Raw genomic sequence first — 15,892 nt, forward strand, 5'->3', positions numbered from 1 at the left:
ATAAAATAGAAGTGCATCCCAAAGAATGATATATGCTATCGCAAAATTGATCTATTCCAAGATTGGAGAATGATATGAATACGATTTTCTATGTCGGTTACGATGCCGCTCACCCGGATGATTTCATATATGACATACCGGAAGGGCATGATTTCTGGCTCCTCATTCTTACACAGACTCCGGCCGAATTCTGGGTGAATGGCGAGATAAAAGCCTATCCGGCCAATTGTGCCGTCCTTTACCCTCCTCATCAGAAAATCATGTATCGTGCGTGCTCGGATCAATATGTAAATGATTGGGTACGATTTCTCTCGGATGAGTCGTATATACTGGAGACAGCTCTTCCGCTGGGCACGCCCATACCTCTTCCGGACCCCGGCTATTGTCATCAGTTATTTCAATTGCTGGCGACCGAAAATTTTCTTTCGTGTGATTACCGTGAGCTCTCTATTGATTATTTGTTTCGAATTATGTTTAACAAGCTCCTTGAAGCCTCTCAGTCAGCAGTCAATACGCCTCATTATCAGGATCTTCTGAATTTGCGCAAGAGCATTAACCATAATCCGGGCCAAGAATGGAATGTTGCTGTCATGGCTGATGCTGTTCATCTTAGTCCAGGCTATCTGCAATCGTTATACAAAACCACATTTGGCATCTCGTGTATGGAAGATGTGATCCAATCCAGAATTCGTCTCGCCAAAGAAAGACTGATCCATGGACAGGCCAGAATCTCAGACATCAGTGAACTTTGCGGTTATCGGAATGTGGAGCACTTCTCCCGGCAATTCAGACAAATGGTCGGCTGTACACCGCGTGCTTATCGTAAATCCGTCACTTCTCCGTCCTGATGCCCTTGCACAAGAGTATTCTTTTACATCAAAATTAATGCGCAGGGGCTCTTCTCCGGCGCAGTAGGGTCAAACTAAACTCTATTGGGTTCAAAGCTCCATTGACTGATACTGATGTTCGGCTTTCCGCCCTCACACCCGCCATTGGACATCGTTACCGAGAAGCTGGCTGCCCCTTCATGACCAAAATCAACCTTCGACAGAGCAATCCAGCTGCCCATTCCCATATCTGTAATTACAACTTCCAAATTTGTGTGCAGTGAGCGGATTTCCGTTCGGAGGTGTTTTTCCAATCGCTGCTTGGATACTTAACGTTGAAGCAACTTGTGGGCGCACTTCCGTTTGTTCACTGGTACTTGAAGATGAATCGAATTTCATGGGCAGGTTCCCTCCATTGATAAAATATATTGGATGTCTATGAGCATCCTAAGCAGTCCCCAATTCTGACACGTGCATACAATAAAAGAAAACATTTACAAAAATGAGCAGGCTATGATAGGATGATTACATTTTAAGGTAAACCAATCACATTTTCATTGCGTGTTACGGTCTATTTATTGCGTGAAAGGATGAGATGCCTTGTGAATGGTAACTATTTGTATGATCCCATCCAACCTGAACTCTTATATCTGCACCGGGTGACCACCTATCCATTGGAAAGCTCTTATCATCGACATGATGCCTATGAGGTGTACCTTTTTCTTCGTGGCAATGTCAATTTTTACATTGAAAATCACTGCTATCATTTGGAGCCCGGTGATTTGCTTGTCATTTCTCCAGAGGAAATGCACCGTTCTTATATTATGGATGAATCCGAATACGAACGAATTACGATCAATCTCAAAAAATCGTATCTTCGCAGAATGTCTACTTCGTCAACCAGTCTATCCGCTTGTTTTGACTATCGTCCTAAGGGAAAAGGAAATATCGTACATCTGGACCAGGAGCAGTTGAAGCAGCTTCTTCAATTAGCTGGCGAACTGGAGAATTTGTTGGCTTCAGATGCGTATGGAGCGGATGTTAAAATCAATGCAGTCGTTGCACAGCTGATGGTTGCAATAAACGTTTCATTCCATAATACAACTTCCATTCCAACCGACATCATGCCCGAACTGGTGTGTAAAACAATGGATTATATCGAAGAACATCTGGCCCAGGAGATCACGCTTAGCAAACTTGCAGAGATGTTTTATATCAACAGCACACATATTAGTCGCCAATTCAAAAAACATACGGGATTGACCCTTCGCTCATATATTTTGGGGCGTCGTATTGAACTCGCAAAATACTGCTTGTCTGATGGTCTGAGCATAACGGAAACTTGCTTTCAGTCTGGTTTCAGGGATTATGCGAATTTCATTCGCAGTTTTACCCGAATTGTTGGTATTTCTCCCGGCAAGTTCGTGAAACAGGAGTGCAACAATGCGGACTACGGTTACAATAGGATTCAATTGATGATCTGATCGGCTCCAAGCGATTTGACCAAAGGAATTCCCGCTTCACTTGTCGTTGTTGCAACGTATATCCCCATTGCTTTGGTGAGTTGGATCGCAAAGGTCCCTACGCCGCCCGAACCCGCTTGGATCAATACCTTCTGCCCAGCCGAAAGTTGTAATACATCATGTAATGCCTGGTATGAGGTAAGTCCAACTAATGGTATTGATGCTGCTTCTTCAAAGGAGAGATTTTTAGGTTTTAGAGCTATATCGTCTTCATGTACGGATATAAACTCAGCAAAGGTTCCAATTCTGCTCTTTCTTGGTCGGCCGTCAATCTCATCTCCCAGCTTAAATTGGTTAACCTTCTTTCCAACTTGGACAATCACTCCTGAAAAATCATTTCCTAAAATAAGCGGCATATCATATTTCAGCAGCATTCGTACTTTACCATCTCTGACTTAGAGGTATCCATCCTGTTAGCACCGCCCCACCCTCAGGGTGATTGCTTACAGCAAGTTCTCCCCCGTGCTGCTTCATCATACGTTGTGAGATTGTTAATCCTAATCCACTCCCCCCAGTTGCACGACTCCGTGAGGCTTCGCCACGATAGAGGGGTTCAAAAACACGTTCCAGTTCTTCCGAAGAGAAACCAGACCCGGTATCGCGTATCGTAAACTTAATTTTCTTTCCGTGGTTGCAGCATTGAACGGTTATTTTGCCACCTGAGGGCGTGTATCTAACGGCATTTTCCAACACATTGTTCATTGCGCGCTCTAGTACATGCGAATCTCCGTTAATGAAACAACCTTCTGCTAAATGGGCTAAGATAGAAATATGTTTTTGCTCAGCCTGAGGACTCAAACTCTCAATTGACTTTCGGAGGATTTGCGATAAATCCAAAGTTTTGGTGTTAAGTTCACTTTCCAAGTACTCCATTTTTGTAAAAGTGAACAGGTCCTCCACCAATCGATCCAATTGGGCGGATTTCTCTTTGCATACGGCTATATATCGGGTTATTTTCTCTGGTGACTGCGCTACTCCTTGCTCCAATCCATCCAAATATCCCCGCAAGGCAAATAATGGTGTACGTAAATCATGCGCGACGGCAGCGATGACAAATCTTCGTTCTTCCTCCAGCTCGACTTGTTTCCTGTAGGATTCCTCAAGTCCTTCCACCATAACCTCGAATCCGTCGCGAACTTCGGCGATTTCCGTGATTCTGGAATCAGGCAAACGTACTTCCCACTGCCCTGACGCCATTTGCCTAGCTGCACTGCTCATCTTCTCCAGGGGCTTAAGAAGGAATCTCCTCATTTCAACTCCAACCACAAAGAAAGCAAGCAGCAGTCCGAAAAAAGCCGCAAGCAGCGGAACTCCATTGGATTTAGGCAGATATAGCACAACCCTCCCCAGGAGTTGTCCGTCTTCAATGACAGAGAACTGTTCAGTCGACGCTAATGAACTGTGGCGCTTTGAACTGGAACGATAAATTTCCGAATGGGTCGCAGATTCAATGACCACATCCATCTTTGCTCTACTCAATTCGGTGTACAACTGATGTTGCCAGCTTGGTTCGGTCCAATGATCTGTACCCACTTCTATCGTGTGAATCACCTTACTGAGATGTCTTTGCAATGTTTCATTTGGCTGTTGGCTTTTAGAGATATGAAATGTTTGTGTGTACATAAAGTGAGCCGTGACAAAAAAGAGCCACGGCAACGTCAGCAAGACGAATAAGCAAAGCAATGTGAATGTACGAATGCGAAGTTTTCTCATGTTATGCTCCCTCAAATCGGTATCCGACTCCCCATACGTTGACCAGGAATTGTGGATCGTTTGGATCGGTTTCAATTTTTTCGCGAAGCCGGCTCAGATGGACTCGTATAGTATGCCTGTCACCCACACCATCCCAAAACTTTGCAAGCAATTGTTCATAGGTAAAAACATGTCGCGGATGTTCCGCAAATAATCGGAATAACTCATATTCCTTAGGCGTAAGCTCGACTTTTATCCCTTCGATCAGGACTTCTCTTGCAGACAGATTCAACCGGATGCGTCCATAATCCAAGACTTTCCCCTGCACGGGCTGTCTGGAAGCGGTGCGCCGCAAAACAGCTTTCACTCGGGCCACAATTTCACCAGGCGAAGCCGTTTTGACGATATAATCATCGCCGCCGAGCGTCAGCCCCCGAATCTTATCCACATCATCACTGCGTGCACTCAAAAAAAGGATTGGAACATCACTTTCCCCTCGAATCCGGCGACATAATTCAAATCCGCCTTGTCCAGGCATCATGATGTCGAGAACAATGCAATCAATGGAGTTTTGTTGAAGTATGGTCCATGCTTGTTCCGCATCACAAGCCGTTTTAACGTGAAATTGGTCATTCTCCAGAAAATCTCTTAACAGCTCGACGATACTCAAATCATCATCTACAACAAGTATCGTATGATATTTACTCATGCTTATCCCACCTCTGTCATCTAGTTTATCATTTATTCCTCTATTACCAAGACGAGGTTATATTTTGTGATGTTTTGTTTATCGTTTTGTGACTCTTACAACACTTCCTTTGAGATATTCGTTTGTTATGATTCTTCCCGAGGAACTTAAAGTGAGGGGGATTTATTCATGTTAACTGTTCAAATCGTGCTATTTGATGGCTTCGACCTAATGGATGCCATTGCACCTTATGAAGTATTTCATGCCGCTACCATGCATGCCGAAAATGTGTTAAGGGTAGAGCTCGTCACGGCTGAAGGGCCGAGAACTGTGATCAGCGGTACCAATGGATTAAAATTGGAAGCCAGCAGCAGGCTTGATCCGAAACGTATGGGCATTATCGTGGTGCCTGGCGCATCCGGTGATGTTGAAGGAGATGGTCCCGATTCAATTCCGGCTATTCTCGACAGGGCCATGAATACGAAATTGACCCCTATGATCAGGGAAGCTCTCGACCATAAGGACATCGTTGTTGCCACGGTCTGCGGCGGTTCCTTGTTATTAGCCATGGGAGGTCTCATGGAAGGCAGACATGCGGTAACACATCGCTTGGGGATGGATTTACTTGGTGCAACCGGAGCGATTCCAGTTCCGGCTCGCGTAGTGGATGATGGTAACCTGGTTACCGGGGGCGGTGTGACCTCGGGACTTGATGTAGCGCTGTATTTGGTCGAACGTGAACTGGGACCGCGTATCGCACACGAGATAGAGCAGCTGTTCGAATATGAACGAAGAGGAACCGTTTGGAAAGAAACAGGCATTGCACCCAGCACTCACAAGTCGTTAACGAATAACAAACAGAGTACTGTAATGAATCAAACGGCCGTAAGCTCTGTCATGTTACAGAACGAGAAAACAGAGACATCCGTCTTCGACGGGAATTGGGATACCACAATCGTTACACCTGTCGGTAAGCTGGAGGTTAAGCTTTACATAACGACAAGTTTCAATGTGATCCAGGGGACAGCAATACAAGGTGATGAAACAATCCGATTTTTAAATCCCGTATGCCACGACAACAAGTTAACCTGGTCCCTGCCGATTACCAAACCCATGCGTCTGAATCTGAAATTCGAAGTTACCGTGGATGGAGATCAGATGAGCGGATTCGCTAAGGCTGGCCTTCTTCCCGCTTCAAAATTATCAGGAAGACGAATAAATTAGCCTGGTTATCTATGTGCACAAAAAGAGGTCTCGGGGATTGCAGCAGATATGAAGAAACGAGGAACATTATACGGATGGCTGGTCTGTGTCAGTGGTTTAGTTATTGTATATGCGTTGGTGAAGAACTATTGGATAGACCCAGAAGCCTCAAGCTTTTTGAGCCACAAGACGGGTTTGAAGCGTGAGCTTCATCTTCCAATTTGGTTAAATGTCATGTACGTTCATGTTGCATTTGCATGTTTGGCTATGGCGTCCGGACTGGTGAATTTCTCTAATCGGATCTTTGAAAAGAGCCGCAGGTTCCACCGTATAAACGGTTATGTATATATTGTGTCCGTAGTGCTTGTGGTGCTGACTTCCGGTTATATGGCTCCTTACGCCACTGGCGGGAAAATAAGCAGTATGGGCTTCAATGTCCTTAATATCATCTGGCTGTTCATTACTATTACGGCTCTCATTCAGATTAAACAAAAACGTATGATTCCGCACCGGAACTGGATGGTCCGAAGTTATGCCTTCTGCTTCACAAACATGTTGATTCATCTCATCACTTCCCTCCTTCATCAGGGATTCGGAATGATTTATGCTACCAGCTACACGATAGGCATATATGGATCTATTGCATTACTGCTAGTTATTCCTGAATGGTTTATCCGAATGAAGAGCATCTAATCTGTAAAAGACCTTAGCTCACCGTTGTTTATGCGGGTGCAAGGTCTTTACATGTTGTTATTCCTTATGCATTTCGTTAATTACAAAAATGGTTTCCATGCTGCTTCAAACATCTTACTTGAGTGCAGTAACGTAATGGTATAGGGGTCCCTCTCTGCTTCGTCATAGAGGGCAGTAGTACTGAAAAGCTCAACCTGTTTTCCCTCTTTCAAAACCATAATTTTTGAACATAGACCCGGTAACAGCGTGAGGTCATGCGTAATAAACAGAAGAGACAAGCCCTGTTCCTTCTGAATGGACATGAGCAGTTCAATCATCTGCTGTTGTAATACGACGTCGAGGTTGGAGACCATTTCGTCACAGATTAACAGTTTGGGATGCGTTAACAAAGCTTTGGCGAGACAAGCTCTTTGATACTGACCTCCGCTCAGTTTTCCGGGGCGATTTCGAAGAAGCTTCTCATTCAGGCCCACCTTTCCCCAATATTCAAGGACTCTGTGCTTGCGCTCGGCTCTGTTGTACCGGGTGAAATTTATTAAAGGCTCTTCCAGGCACTGAAACAAGCTCATGGCGGGATTTAATGTAGAGCCCGTGTTCTGAAAAACAATCTGGATATCGCGATACCAATCCTTAAACGATGATATTCCTTTGCTGGGCAAGGGTCGTCCGTCAAAAAAAATGTGGCCGGAGGTTGGTTGTTTTAAAGCCATGATAAGCTGGGCAAGCGTGGATTTGCCACTGCCACTCTCCCCTACAATGGCCAGTGCTTCTCCATCTTCTATTCCAAAATGAATATCTTCCAGAATGGGTCTTCCGTTTATTTCCTTATACAACCGCTGAATTTCAAGCATAAGCTATCTCTCCTTTGCCAAGAAATCTTTGAGAGCAATGCCTGCACAATTGTTGGGTATATTCATGTTCCGGTGCGCTTAAAATGTTGTCCTTACTGCCCTGCTCTATTATTCTCCCCTCACGCATCACACCAATCGTGTCCGCAAGATAGCTGGATATAAGTAAGTCATGGGTAATAAACAACATGCTCATGTCCGTGTCCAGAATGAGCTCTTTCAGAAGGAATATGATCTCAGCCTGTGTACTGACATCCAGTGCACTCGTTGGCTCGTCGGCTATCAGAATTTTCGGCTTTAACAGAAGCGCCATCGCAATCATGACACGTTGATTCATTCCACCGCTTAACTCATGGGCATAACTGCTCATCACACGGGACGTGTCCTTTAAGAGAACTTGGGACAACATTTTTTTGGCTTGCTTCTCAGCCTCATATCTTGAAACAGGCAAGTGACTGCGCATCAGATCAACGAATTGCCGGCCAATCGGAATCGACGGATGCAAGGCCTGTTCCGGATGCTGGAAGATGGCGCCGATCTGGCTCCCTCTGATGCTGCGCCAGCGCTTCCTGGATAATTGCTGCAGATGTTCACCCTGTAATACGATGTCACCTGACATGTGCAGATGAGCAGGCAGCATATCCAAGATAGCCTTACTTGTCAGCGTTTTACCGCTGCCGCTTTCACCAATCAAGCTATATGTTTTCCCTGACTCCAGAGAAAAGCTGCTATCATGCACAAGCGATTGACCTTCCGCGTTTCTGATATTTAGATTTTTAACTTCGAGCAAGGTCGTCATTTAGCGTTCCCTCCTCAGTCGCTCGCCTATAATTTGGAACGAGGCGGCAGTCAGAAATATCATAAAGCCTGGAAAGAAGCCCATCCATGGGGCGACCTGCAAATAATTTTTTCCGTCCAATAGCATGACACCCCATTCGGGAGAAGGAGGCTGAGCACCAATACCCAAAAAGGATAAACCGGATAAAGTCAGAATCACCTTACTCACGTCCAGAATGAGCATCGTTCCAATCTGAGGTGTAATATTCGGAATCATATGTTTGGTTATTATTCTAATTCCAAATGCTCCGCTTACCCTGCTGGCGGTAATATAAGGTTCCTTTTTCACATCATGAATTAGTCCTCTAATAATTCGTACATACTTGGCCCACCAGGAGAGAATCACCGCAAAATATACATTTTCCATGCCAAAGCCAAGGAAGCCAACGACTACAATGGTAAGCAGCATACTCGGTAATGCTGTGAAAATGTCGGTTAAGCTCATCATAAGCATGTCCAGCTTGTTCCCCAAAAAGGCACTCCATGTCCCCACCAGAAGACCAATCAACATCACAACACTAAGTACAATAAAAACAGGAAATACCGATTCACTAATCCCGTGTATGACCCGGCTTAACAGGTCTCTCCCCAAATAATCCGTTCCAAATGGATGAGCAACGCTGGGAGGAAGGAGCTTCTGTTGATGGTTGGTATGGAATGGATCATAAGGTGAAATCCACGGGGCCGCAAGCCCTGTAATAATAAGTAGGATGATATATAACAACGCTGCCGTTGGCAGTTTATTCGCTCGGATGATACTGATCAACCTTCCCACCTCTGTTTGTCAAGATGAACACGCGGGTCCGTAAGGAAGTACAACAGGTCGGTCATAAAATTAAAAACAAAAATAAATGCTGCCACGAATAGTGCGCTCCCTTGAATGACTGGAAAATCACGGCGAAAAATAGCTTCAAGCATGTATTTGCTGAATCCCGGAAAACTGAAAATCGTCTCGGTGATAATCGAAGCCCCAAAAAAGCCGGGTAGACTCGTTGTGATCAATGTCAAAATCGGGATGAACATGGAACGCAGTAAGTAAGACGGATAAAAGATGCTCGGCCGCAATCCCCTGGCTTTTGCAGCCTCAATATACGAGAACTTGCTGTACTGAATCGTATAGGATCGAACCATCCGAATAAAGTAAACACTTTGCACCAGCGTCATGGCAGTTACCGGCAAAATATAATGTCGTGTGGTCGAGCTGCCTACAACAGGCAGGACGGGCCATATCACGCCAAAGGCATACATTAGAAGAATAGCAAGCCAATATAAAGGGATCGACAACCCCAAAATGGTCATTGAATAAACCACTCGATCTGCCATTGTGCCTTCATTCAATCCCATCCAGATTCCAATCGGTATGGATATGAAGAGGGTTAATAAAAAAGAGCTTGCAATGAGTTTCGCCGTTGAGCCTAAACGCTCCATCATTTCACTTAATACGGGTTCTCCGGATGAAAAGGAATGTCCGAGCTCTCCTTGAAATACATGATGGGCCCATGCTAAATATTGCTGAATGAACGATTGATCCAATCCCCATTGCTTCTGTAAATCAGCTACGATGGATTGTTCCGGTACGGCTCCGATTTCCAGCAGCAGCATCGACGCCGGATCACCCGGCGCCAAACGCATTAATGTAAAAACAAACAAGGAAAATAAAACAAACGTGACTATCAACATGAACAGGCGACGAATCATGGAGCGGAGCATTACTTCGCTTCTTTCTTCAGGTAATGCCACTTCAACGGATCGTCCTCAATAGCATTGAATCTAAAATCAACCACTTGGCTTGAATGAACAAAGGTTTGCTTCGCGTAGTATATCGGAACAGACATGGCTTCCTCATGCATGCGGAGGAACACCTGATTGAACAGCTTTTGCTGCTGCTCAGTGGAAACTGTAGCCGCGATTTGATCCAGCAAATCGGATAAAGGCTTGTCCTGATACGCAACTCCCGGTGAGGATGGCGAATCATAGAATAAGGAGGACAGGAATCGATAAGGTAATTGAGCATCTGTATATGTCCGATACATAAGCAGATCATATTCTTTCGTGCTCCACAGGGTATCGTAGTAAGCTGCCCGCTCCTGATTCACAATATGGATTTGAATGCCGATCTGCTTCATGTTGTCTTGAAAAATTTCAGCCATTTCTTTCCATTCCGGATATTCTTCCGTTTGGATGACCAGACGAAGCTGCAAAACTTGTCCATCTTTTTCATAGAGCTGCTTGTTGTTATTCCATTGGTAGCCCGAGGCTTCAATCAGCTGTTTGGCTTTTTCGGGATTATACGGATAGGAAGGCTGATTACTTTCGGATATAAATGCAACCTTTTCCTGGAACAATCCTCTGACAGGGTCCCCGCTACCACCCGCATACTTGCTCGTATCATTGCCATAATTGATAGCTTGGCGGATATTCTTATCAGCTAGAGAAGTATTGTGTTGGTTGATGACCATAAAGTAGGACATTGTACTGCTTCCGGTTTCGATTACGTAGTTGTCGTTGTTCTGAAATACAGGTAGACTTTCCATGGGGATATTCCCAAGTTCCCCGCCCGCAAGATCCACCTCTCCGGATTGCAATGCCAATACCCTTGCCTGAGGATCTGTAATGACTTTGAAAACAAGTGAATAGTCGGATGGTTGTTCTAACCAATAATGATCATTCGGGATTAGAACAGTCTGAATCCCCTGTTGATACTCTCCTATTTTCCAGGCACCCGTTCCAATCGCTTTTTGAAAAGTACCATTCACATCTCCCTCAGGGGTTACCGAGTTTGGACTCATAATTCGAAATGGTCTTGCCTGACTAAGCTCGTACAACACTTGCGTTGCTGTCTCCTTAAAGGAAAGTACGACCGTTTGATCATCAGGTGCTTCCACTTTTTGCAGTAAACGGGATATTTCAAGCGAAGCATTCTCTTCCCTGCTTACCGCTCTTTCCAAAGAAAACTTCACGGCTGCTGAATTCAGTGGACTGCCATCCGAGAAAAGGACCTGATTTTGCAGATGTAAAATGTAAGTCCTGCCATCATCGGATATCTCCCAGGATTCCGCCAGGCTGGGCGTAAATTCACCTTTTCCTTTATAGTCTACAAGGGCATCATATATAGCCGCATGCGTATGTCTGGAACCATTGTAAGTCGAGGCGTCAAGCTTGTCTGCTTCAGTATCCTGCGTGACTGCGACCACAATGTTCTTGTCCTCCTCTGCTGCAGAGGGTGAGCTCACATGTTGTGAACACCCCATAATGAACAACAATAAGACAACAGCAATTACTCCAAATCCAGATCTTCCAAACATCCCTACTCCTCCTATTCCTCTTCTAAGCTGTTTATGATTGCATAGCTGTTATTCTCATGAATACTTGCTAGATGAACAATCTTTGTATATTATTAATCGTAATCATTACGTTTAGCAAGGAATTTTTTATATAACAAGGAGACGATGTTAGTGAGTGAGCATAAACTTGTACAACAATATCGGGATTATTGGGACAAAGGAGCAGCTGTCTATGATGAAATTGTGGATACCGAATTTACGTCCAACCGATATGATCAATGGAAGGAAATTCTGAGTCATTTTTTGTCCGGGAAAAGTAATTTAAAAGTGCTCGATGTAGGTACGGGGCCTGGTTTCTTCGCGGTTCTGCTCAGCCAGATGGGGCATCAGGTTACTGCTATTGATTCTTCCCCGGAGATGGTGGCTAGAGCTAATCAAAACGCCCATAAATATAATTGCAGTATCGAGGTTGTTGAAACAGATATTATGGAATATAAGACAGAAGAAAAATATGATATCATCATTTCACGAAATGTGACCTGGTTCCTGTACAATCCTGTGGCTGCATATCAAAATTGGCATGGAATGCTTAATGACGGAGGCCAGGTTATTATTTTTGATGCGAATTGGAATTTATTTTTAACGGATCCAAAGGAGGCAGAGCTTTTTCAAAAAGACAAAGAGGAGGCTGCCGCAAAAGGGTACGTGCCGTACCGCCCAGAGAAGGATGTCAAAGAAGGAGACCAACTGGCACTTACGTTGCCATTGAGCTATGTAAGAAGACCTGAATGGGACAGTGAAATGCTCCGTTCAATCGGCTTTGCCCAAATCCAAATTCATCAAGGATTCGATGCGGAATTGTATCATACAGGTGAACAAACTCTGAATCGACACAGACCGATGTTTGCGATCGTTGCTGAAAAATAGCATTTCTGGGAAAGATCTGACCAGCATGGATAAGGATATGTCAACTTTATAATCCCACATCGTAATAAAGCTCCTATTGCTGGATTCTCTCTGTATTCCAAAAAACAAGCTATCGCTTATGCGATAGCTTTGTTTAACCAAGCGTATATAATTGCAGTACGCCATCTGCTCAGGATTTCCTGTTCAAGAAATCAGAGTTTGGCCAATTCGGCGAGAATTTCGTTGGGCTCCATCCGCTTCATGAAGTCAGAATTAACATATGCTGATCGAATGATTGCATGCTCGTCAATCATGAAGGTGGCAGGCACCGGTAATTTCCAATGGGCAGCAGCGTTGTACTCTGCAAGGTTTATGCCAAAGTTTTGATACAGCTTCTGAATATAGTCTGGAACGTCAAAAAGAAGAGCGTAGCTATCTACTCCTGTAAGATCAAAACTTTACTCTGATTGCTCCAGGTCGATTTTGCCCAAGATTTTGCCCATTGTTACATCTTTCCCTTTTGTCAGGTAAATGTGCAGATCCGGCCCTTTTGACGTTTTAAAGTCACTGAGCATTATCTTCCCATCTTTAATCTCCACCTTGCCTTCGGAGATTTCTTTTCCGTCTCCGCTTAATATTCCCCTGCCATAACTACTGTAGCCACCATCAATGAAATTCCTGTGGATAAAAACTTTTTCATATAATCACTCCATTGTGCATTGCTTTGCTTATGTACAAAGTATAGATTGCCCTTAACGGAATTGAAATTAAGCATCTATAAGGACTTTATTAAGTAAGCATTAAATTTATGGTGGAGTACATTCGTTGGGCTCCTCAATATTTGGATAAAAACTTGCCCCCTTAAAGCAAAAAAGTCGCTATATTAGCGACTAATAGTCGGACAGTGTTCTCCCTCAATACTATACCGGACGAGTCTACAGTCCCTTACTGTCTATGGCTTGAACATGAACTTAGGAGATAATGTGCCCCTTCAGTTATCGGCAATCACTTCTCTAGCAGCCTCTATAAACGACGAGATGATGGGTGACATCCATTTGTCTTTATGCCACAGCATCTGAGTATACACATGCAAGTCCGGGATCTCCCAAGGAAGTACCACAAGTTCGCCCCGTTCGACTTCGGCTTTGACTGTCATTTCAGGAAGAAAGGCTATGCCGATTCCCGTAATGGCACATTGTTTTATAGCCTCGGCATTTTGAAACTCCAAATACGTAATGCTATCAATGCCCTCTTTCTCAAATCCCCGGTCAAACATCGTTCGGTAGGTACAGCCCTTTTCATTCGTCAGGAATACCTCGTCATGAAAATCTTTCAACTGTAATGAACTGCGTTTCGTAAGTGGATGGTCTGGAGCAACATAAAAACGAAACGTCTCTTCTAACAACGGTTCAACGGTCAATCCACTTGACCGAATGGATTCATCCAACATAAAAACGACATCCGCAGTGCCCTCAAAGAGTGTTTGCTTAAGTTGCTGATTGGGAACGGAGCGAAAAATGAGTCGTACTCCCGGAAATCGGGAACGAAACAAATGAAAGACAACCGGGAGCCGATAGGCGCAGAGAACCTCGTTGGCACTGATTGTCAGGGTGCCGCTTAGATTTTCTTCGTCATGAACCATGCTGCGGGCTTCATCCAACCGGTTAAGTACAGCTTGGGCATGAGTTAAAAATCGTTTACCCGCGGTTGTAAGCACGAGTTGTTTACCAAGACGATCAAAGAGACGAACACCCAGTTCTTCTTCCAATCCTTTGATTTGCATCGTAACGTTCGAAGGAACATAATTCAGCACTTCCGCGGCCCGTGTAAAATTCAACGTGGCTGCAACTGTGCAAAATGTGTTGAGTTGGCGCAATTCCATTTTGCGATCTCCCTTTTACTTTCAATTTTATTGAAGACTGCATTGAATTCTATTCACTTTTACTGAGGATACCACGAGTTTATACTGACAACAAGAAATTACATTTCGTATATGTAGTTTCATTTTGAAGGGAGAGAGATAGGATGGATTATGAAATTTTTAATTTGGGTGATGTAGTTTTACAATCTGGCGTAACATTACCCAATGCATTCCTCGCTTATAAAACGTATGGAGAATTGAATGAGAAGAAAGATAATGTCATCCTCTATCCTACAGCTTTTGGGGACCAGCATGTTCAGAATGAATGGCTAATTGGCAACGGCATGGCACTAGACCCGAAAAAATACTTTATTATCGTTCCGAATCTACTGGGCAACGGATTATCCTCGTCTCCCAGCAACACGCCACCTCCATTCGACCGAGCTCAATTTCCTCGGGTCAGCATCTATGACAACGTTCAATTTCAACATCGGCTGGTCATCGAAAAATTTGGCATTCAGAAGATTGCCCTTGTCGTTGGATGGTCCATGGGAGGTATTCAGGCATTCCAATGGGGGGCAAGTTATCCAGACATGGTAGAACGAATTGCACCCATTGCCGGCGTTGCCAAGACTTGGCCTCAGACGTTTGTCGTCCTGAATGGGGTAAGCGCTCCGCTTCTGGCTACCGCCCACTTCGATGCAAGTAAACTGAATGATTTGACTTCTGCTGATTTGCGCGCCGTTGGGCGTGCCTATGCGGGATGGGGATTTTCGCAGGCGTTTTATAGAGAAGAGCTCTATCGGGAGTTTGGATTTGACTCCGTAGCAGATTTCGTGACTGGTTTCTGGGAAGATGCCTTCATGCAGATGGATCCGCACAACGTCTTAGCGATGTTAAGTACAGGCCAATCTGCAGATATTAGCGCTAACCCCACGTATAACGGAGATTTTGAAGGAGCTCTAAGGAGTATTAAAGCTTTAGCTTGCATCATGCCAGGGAGCACTGACCTCTTCTGCACACCCGATGATAACCAATACGAAGCAGAGCGAATGCCTAATGCGATATTTAGTCCAATTCATTCGATCTGGGGACACTTTGCTGGTCGTGGAATCAACCGCGTCGATAATCAATTCATTGACGACAACCTGAGACAATTGTTGGAACGTCATGCAAGCGAATAGACGATGAGGAGTCTCATAATAGCGACTTCAATGGGTCATGTTCAGTTCCTTAACGTTTACCTGAGATTCTATCTATAGAATTACGATATATTTGTTGGATAGATTCACACTCTTCAAACTCTAGTAATGTAATTAGTCTTAAGATCAATATTTCTTTAATCCAACGCTTCAAAATAATCAGCTTCTTCCTTTATAAAATTGTATTTTCCCCTCGGGGAAACGCACCTTATGGATTAAGAATATCAATAAAACAAATATGGTTCTTTGCTGTTAAGCTCACTGTATTTGTTTATTTAGCTCAAATACTTTGGTACGTAAAAAAAGGCAACCGCAACATTTCTGTTCG

At 44.2% G+C, this 15,892-nt stretch carries 15 protein-coding genes and 1 pseudogene; 6 read left to right on the forward strand and 10 right to left on the reverse strand.

Features of this window, described 5'->3' with window-relative positions; all coding sequences use genetic code 11:
• Positions 1-74: 74 nt before the first annotated feature.
• Positions 75-848 carry a helix-turn-helix transcriptional regulator gene (locus P5G61_RS17045; protein WP_301247620.1) on the forward strand — a complete coding sequence of 258 codons (774 nt, stop codon included), beginning with the start codon at positions 75-77 and terminating at the stop codon, positions 846-848.
• A gap of 74 nt (positions 849-922) precedes the next feature.
• Here the strand turns inward: P5G61_RS17045 and P5G61_RS17050 are convergent, their stop codons facing one another.
• On the reverse strand, positions 923-1,141 hold the full coding sequence (locus P5G61_RS17050) for a carbohydrate-binding protein (protein WP_301247621.1): 219 nt from the start codon (positions 1,139-1,141) through the stop codon (positions 923-925).
• Between the two features lie 288 nt (positions 1,142-1,429).
• Here P5G61_RS17050 and P5G61_RS17055 point away from each other — a divergent pair, with 288 nt between their 5' ends.
• Positions 1,430-2,311 (forward strand): AraC family transcriptional regulator, encoded by an 882-nt coding sequence (locus P5G61_RS17055; RefSeq protein WP_301247622.1) that lies wholly within the window; start codon positions 1,430-1,432, stop codon positions 2,309-2,311.
• Here P5G61_RS17055 and P5G61_RS17060 read toward each other — a convergent pair.
• The 3 genes and pseudogenes from P5G61_RS17060 to P5G61_RS17070 form a co-directional block, all read right to left on the reverse strand.
• Positions 2,299-2,745, reverse strand: a pseudogene (locus P5G61_RS17060) (NADP-dependent oxidoreductase); the annotation flags it as partial. The gene P5G61_RS17055 and the pseudogene P5G61_RS17060 sit on opposite strands and share 13 nt — an antisense overlap.
• The gene (locus tag P5G61_RS17065) at positions 2,732-4,063 is read right to left on the reverse strand and encodes a sensor histidine kinase (RefSeq protein ID WP_301247623.1); all 1,332 of its coding nucleotides are present in this window, start codon (positions 4,061-4,063) and stop codon (positions 2,732-2,734) included. The pseudogene P5G61_RS17060 and the gene P5G61_RS17065, both read right to left, overlap by 14 nt.
• A 1-nt stretch (position 4,064) precedes the next feature.
• On the reverse strand, positions 4,065-4,751 hold the full coding sequence (locus tag P5G61_RS17070) for a response regulator transcription factor (RefSeq protein ID WP_079349042.1): 687 nt from the start codon (positions 4,749-4,751) through the stop codon (positions 4,065-4,067).
• Positions 4,752-4,919: 168 nt separating this feature from the next.
• Here P5G61_RS17070 and P5G61_RS17075 point away from each other — a divergent pair, with 168 nt between their 5' ends.
• Together P5G61_RS17075 and P5G61_RS17080 are read left to right on the forward strand one after the other, a co-directional pair.
• Positions 4,920-5,954 carry a DJ-1/PfpI family protein gene (locus tag P5G61_RS17075; protein ID WP_301247624.1) on the forward strand — a complete coding sequence of 345 codons (1,035 nt, stop codon included), beginning with the start codon at positions 4,920-4,922 and terminating at the stop codon, positions 5,952-5,954.
• Between the two features lie 48 nt (positions 5,955-6,002).
• Positions 6,003-6,626 carry a DUF2306 domain-containing protein gene (locus tag P5G61_RS17080; protein WP_301247625.1) on the forward strand — a complete coding sequence of 208 codons (624 nt, stop codon included), beginning with the start codon at positions 6,003-6,005 and terminating at the stop codon, positions 6,624-6,626.
• An 80-nt stretch (positions 6,627-6,706) separates the two neighbouring features.
• Here P5G61_RS17080 and P5G61_RS17085 read toward each other — a convergent pair whose 3' ends face one another.
• From P5G61_RS17085 to P5G61_RS17105, 5 genes are read right to left on the reverse strand one after another with little or no spacing between them, the layout of a single operon-like run.
• Positions 6,707-7,477, reverse strand: a complete 771-nt coding sequence (locus tag P5G61_RS17085; RefSeq protein WP_301247626.1) for an ABC transporter ATP-binding protein — start codon at positions 7,475-7,477, stop codon at positions 6,707-6,709.
• Complete coding sequence (locus P5G61_RS17090; protein WP_301247627.1) at positions 7,470-8,273, reverse strand: ABC transporter ATP-binding protein; 804 nt, start codon at positions 8,271-8,273, stop codon at positions 7,470-7,472. Before P5G61_RS17090 ends, P5G61_RS17085 begins: the two co-directional genes overlap by 8 nt.
• Positions 8,274-9,077, reverse strand: a complete 804-nt coding sequence (locus P5G61_RS17095) for an ABC transporter permease (RefSeq protein ID WP_301247628.1) — start codon at positions 9,075-9,077, stop codon at positions 8,274-8,276.
• Complete coding sequence (locus P5G61_RS17100) at positions 9,074-10,051, reverse strand: ABC transporter permease (protein ID WP_301247629.1); 978 nt, start codon at positions 10,049-10,051, stop codon at positions 9,074-9,076. Before P5G61_RS17100 ends, P5G61_RS17095 begins: the two co-directional genes overlap by 4 nt.
• The gene (locus P5G61_RS17105; protein WP_301247630.1) at positions 10,021-11,616 is read right to left on the reverse strand and encodes an ABC transporter substrate-binding protein; all 1,596 of its coding nucleotides are present in this window, start codon (positions 11,614-11,616) and stop codon (positions 10,021-10,023) included. Before P5G61_RS17105 ends, P5G61_RS17100 begins: the two co-directional genes overlap by 31 nt.
• 150 nt (positions 11,617-11,766) lie before the next feature.
• On the opposite strand from P5G61_RS17105, the gene P5G61_RS17110 reads away from it, so the two are divergent.
• Positions 11,767-12,522, forward strand: coding sequence for a class I SAM-dependent methyltransferase (locus tag P5G61_RS17110; protein ID WP_301247631.1), 756 nt, complete (start codon positions 11,767-11,769; stop codon positions 12,520-12,522).
• Between the two features lie 970 nt (positions 12,523-13,492).
• On the opposite strand, the gene P5G61_RS17115 is transcribed toward P5G61_RS17110, so the two are convergent.
• Positions 13,493-14,383 carry a LysR family transcriptional regulator gene (locus P5G61_RS17115; protein ID WP_301247632.1) on the reverse strand — a complete coding sequence of 297 codons (891 nt, stop codon included), beginning with the start codon at positions 14,381-14,383 and terminating at the stop codon, positions 13,493-13,495.
• A 143-nt stretch (positions 14,384-14,526) separates the two neighbouring features.
• On the opposite strand from P5G61_RS17115, the gene P5G61_RS17120 reads away from it, so the two are divergent.
• Positions 14,527-15,546, forward strand: a complete 1,020-nt coding sequence (locus P5G61_RS17120; RefSeq protein ID WP_301247633.1) for an alpha/beta fold hydrolase — start codon at positions 14,527-14,529, stop codon at positions 15,544-15,546.
• Positions 15,547-15,892: the final 346 nt, after the last annotated feature.

It is taken from the genome of Paenibacillus vandeheii (assembly GCF_030433635.1).
Classification (GTDB): Bacteria; Bacillota; Bacilli; order Paenibacillales; family Paenibacillaceae; genus Paenibacillus; species Paenibacillus vandeheii.

Excerpts from the sequence above, each read along its gene's own strand:
- P5G61_RS17080 (WP_301247625.1), top strand. The coding sequence starts at position 6,003 with ATGAAGAAACGAGGAACATTATACGGATGGCTGGTCTGTGTCAGTGGT.
- P5G61_RS17045 (WP_301247620.1), top strand. The coding sequence starts at position 75 with ATGAATACGATTTTCTATGTCGGTTACGATGCCGCTCACCCGGATGAT.
- P5G61_RS17070 (WP_079349042.1), bottom strand. The coding sequence starts at position 4,751 with ATGAGTAAATATCATACGATACTTGTTGTAGATGATGATTTGAGTATC.
- P5G61_RS17120 (WP_301247633.1), top strand. The coding sequence starts at position 14,527 with ATGGATTATGAAATTTTTAATTTGGGTGATGTAGTTTTACAATCTGGC.
- P5G61_RS17065 (WP_301247623.1), bottom strand. The coding sequence starts at position 4,063 with ATGAGAAAACTTCGCATTCGTACATTCACATTGCTTTGCTTATTCGTC.
- P5G61_RS17075 (WP_301247624.1), top strand. The coding sequence starts at position 4,920 with ATGTTAACTGTTCAAATCGTGCTATTTGATGGCTTCGACCTAATGGAT.
- P5G61_RS17090 (WP_301247627.1), bottom strand. The coding sequence starts at position 8,273 with ATGACGACCTTGCTCGAAGTTAAAAATCTAAATATCAGAAACGCGGAA.
- P5G61_RS17115 (WP_301247632.1), bottom strand. The coding sequence starts at position 14,383 with ATGGAATTGCGCCAACTCAACACATTTTGCACAGTTGCAGCCACGTTG.
- P5G61_RS17085 (WP_301247626.1), bottom strand. The coding sequence starts at position 7,477 with ATGCTTGAAATTCAGCGGTTGTATAAGGAAATAAACGGAAGACCCATT.
- P5G61_RS17105 (WP_301247630.1), bottom strand. The coding sequence starts at position 11,616 with ATGTTTGGAAGATCTGGATTTGGAGTAATTGCTGTTGTCTTATTGTTG.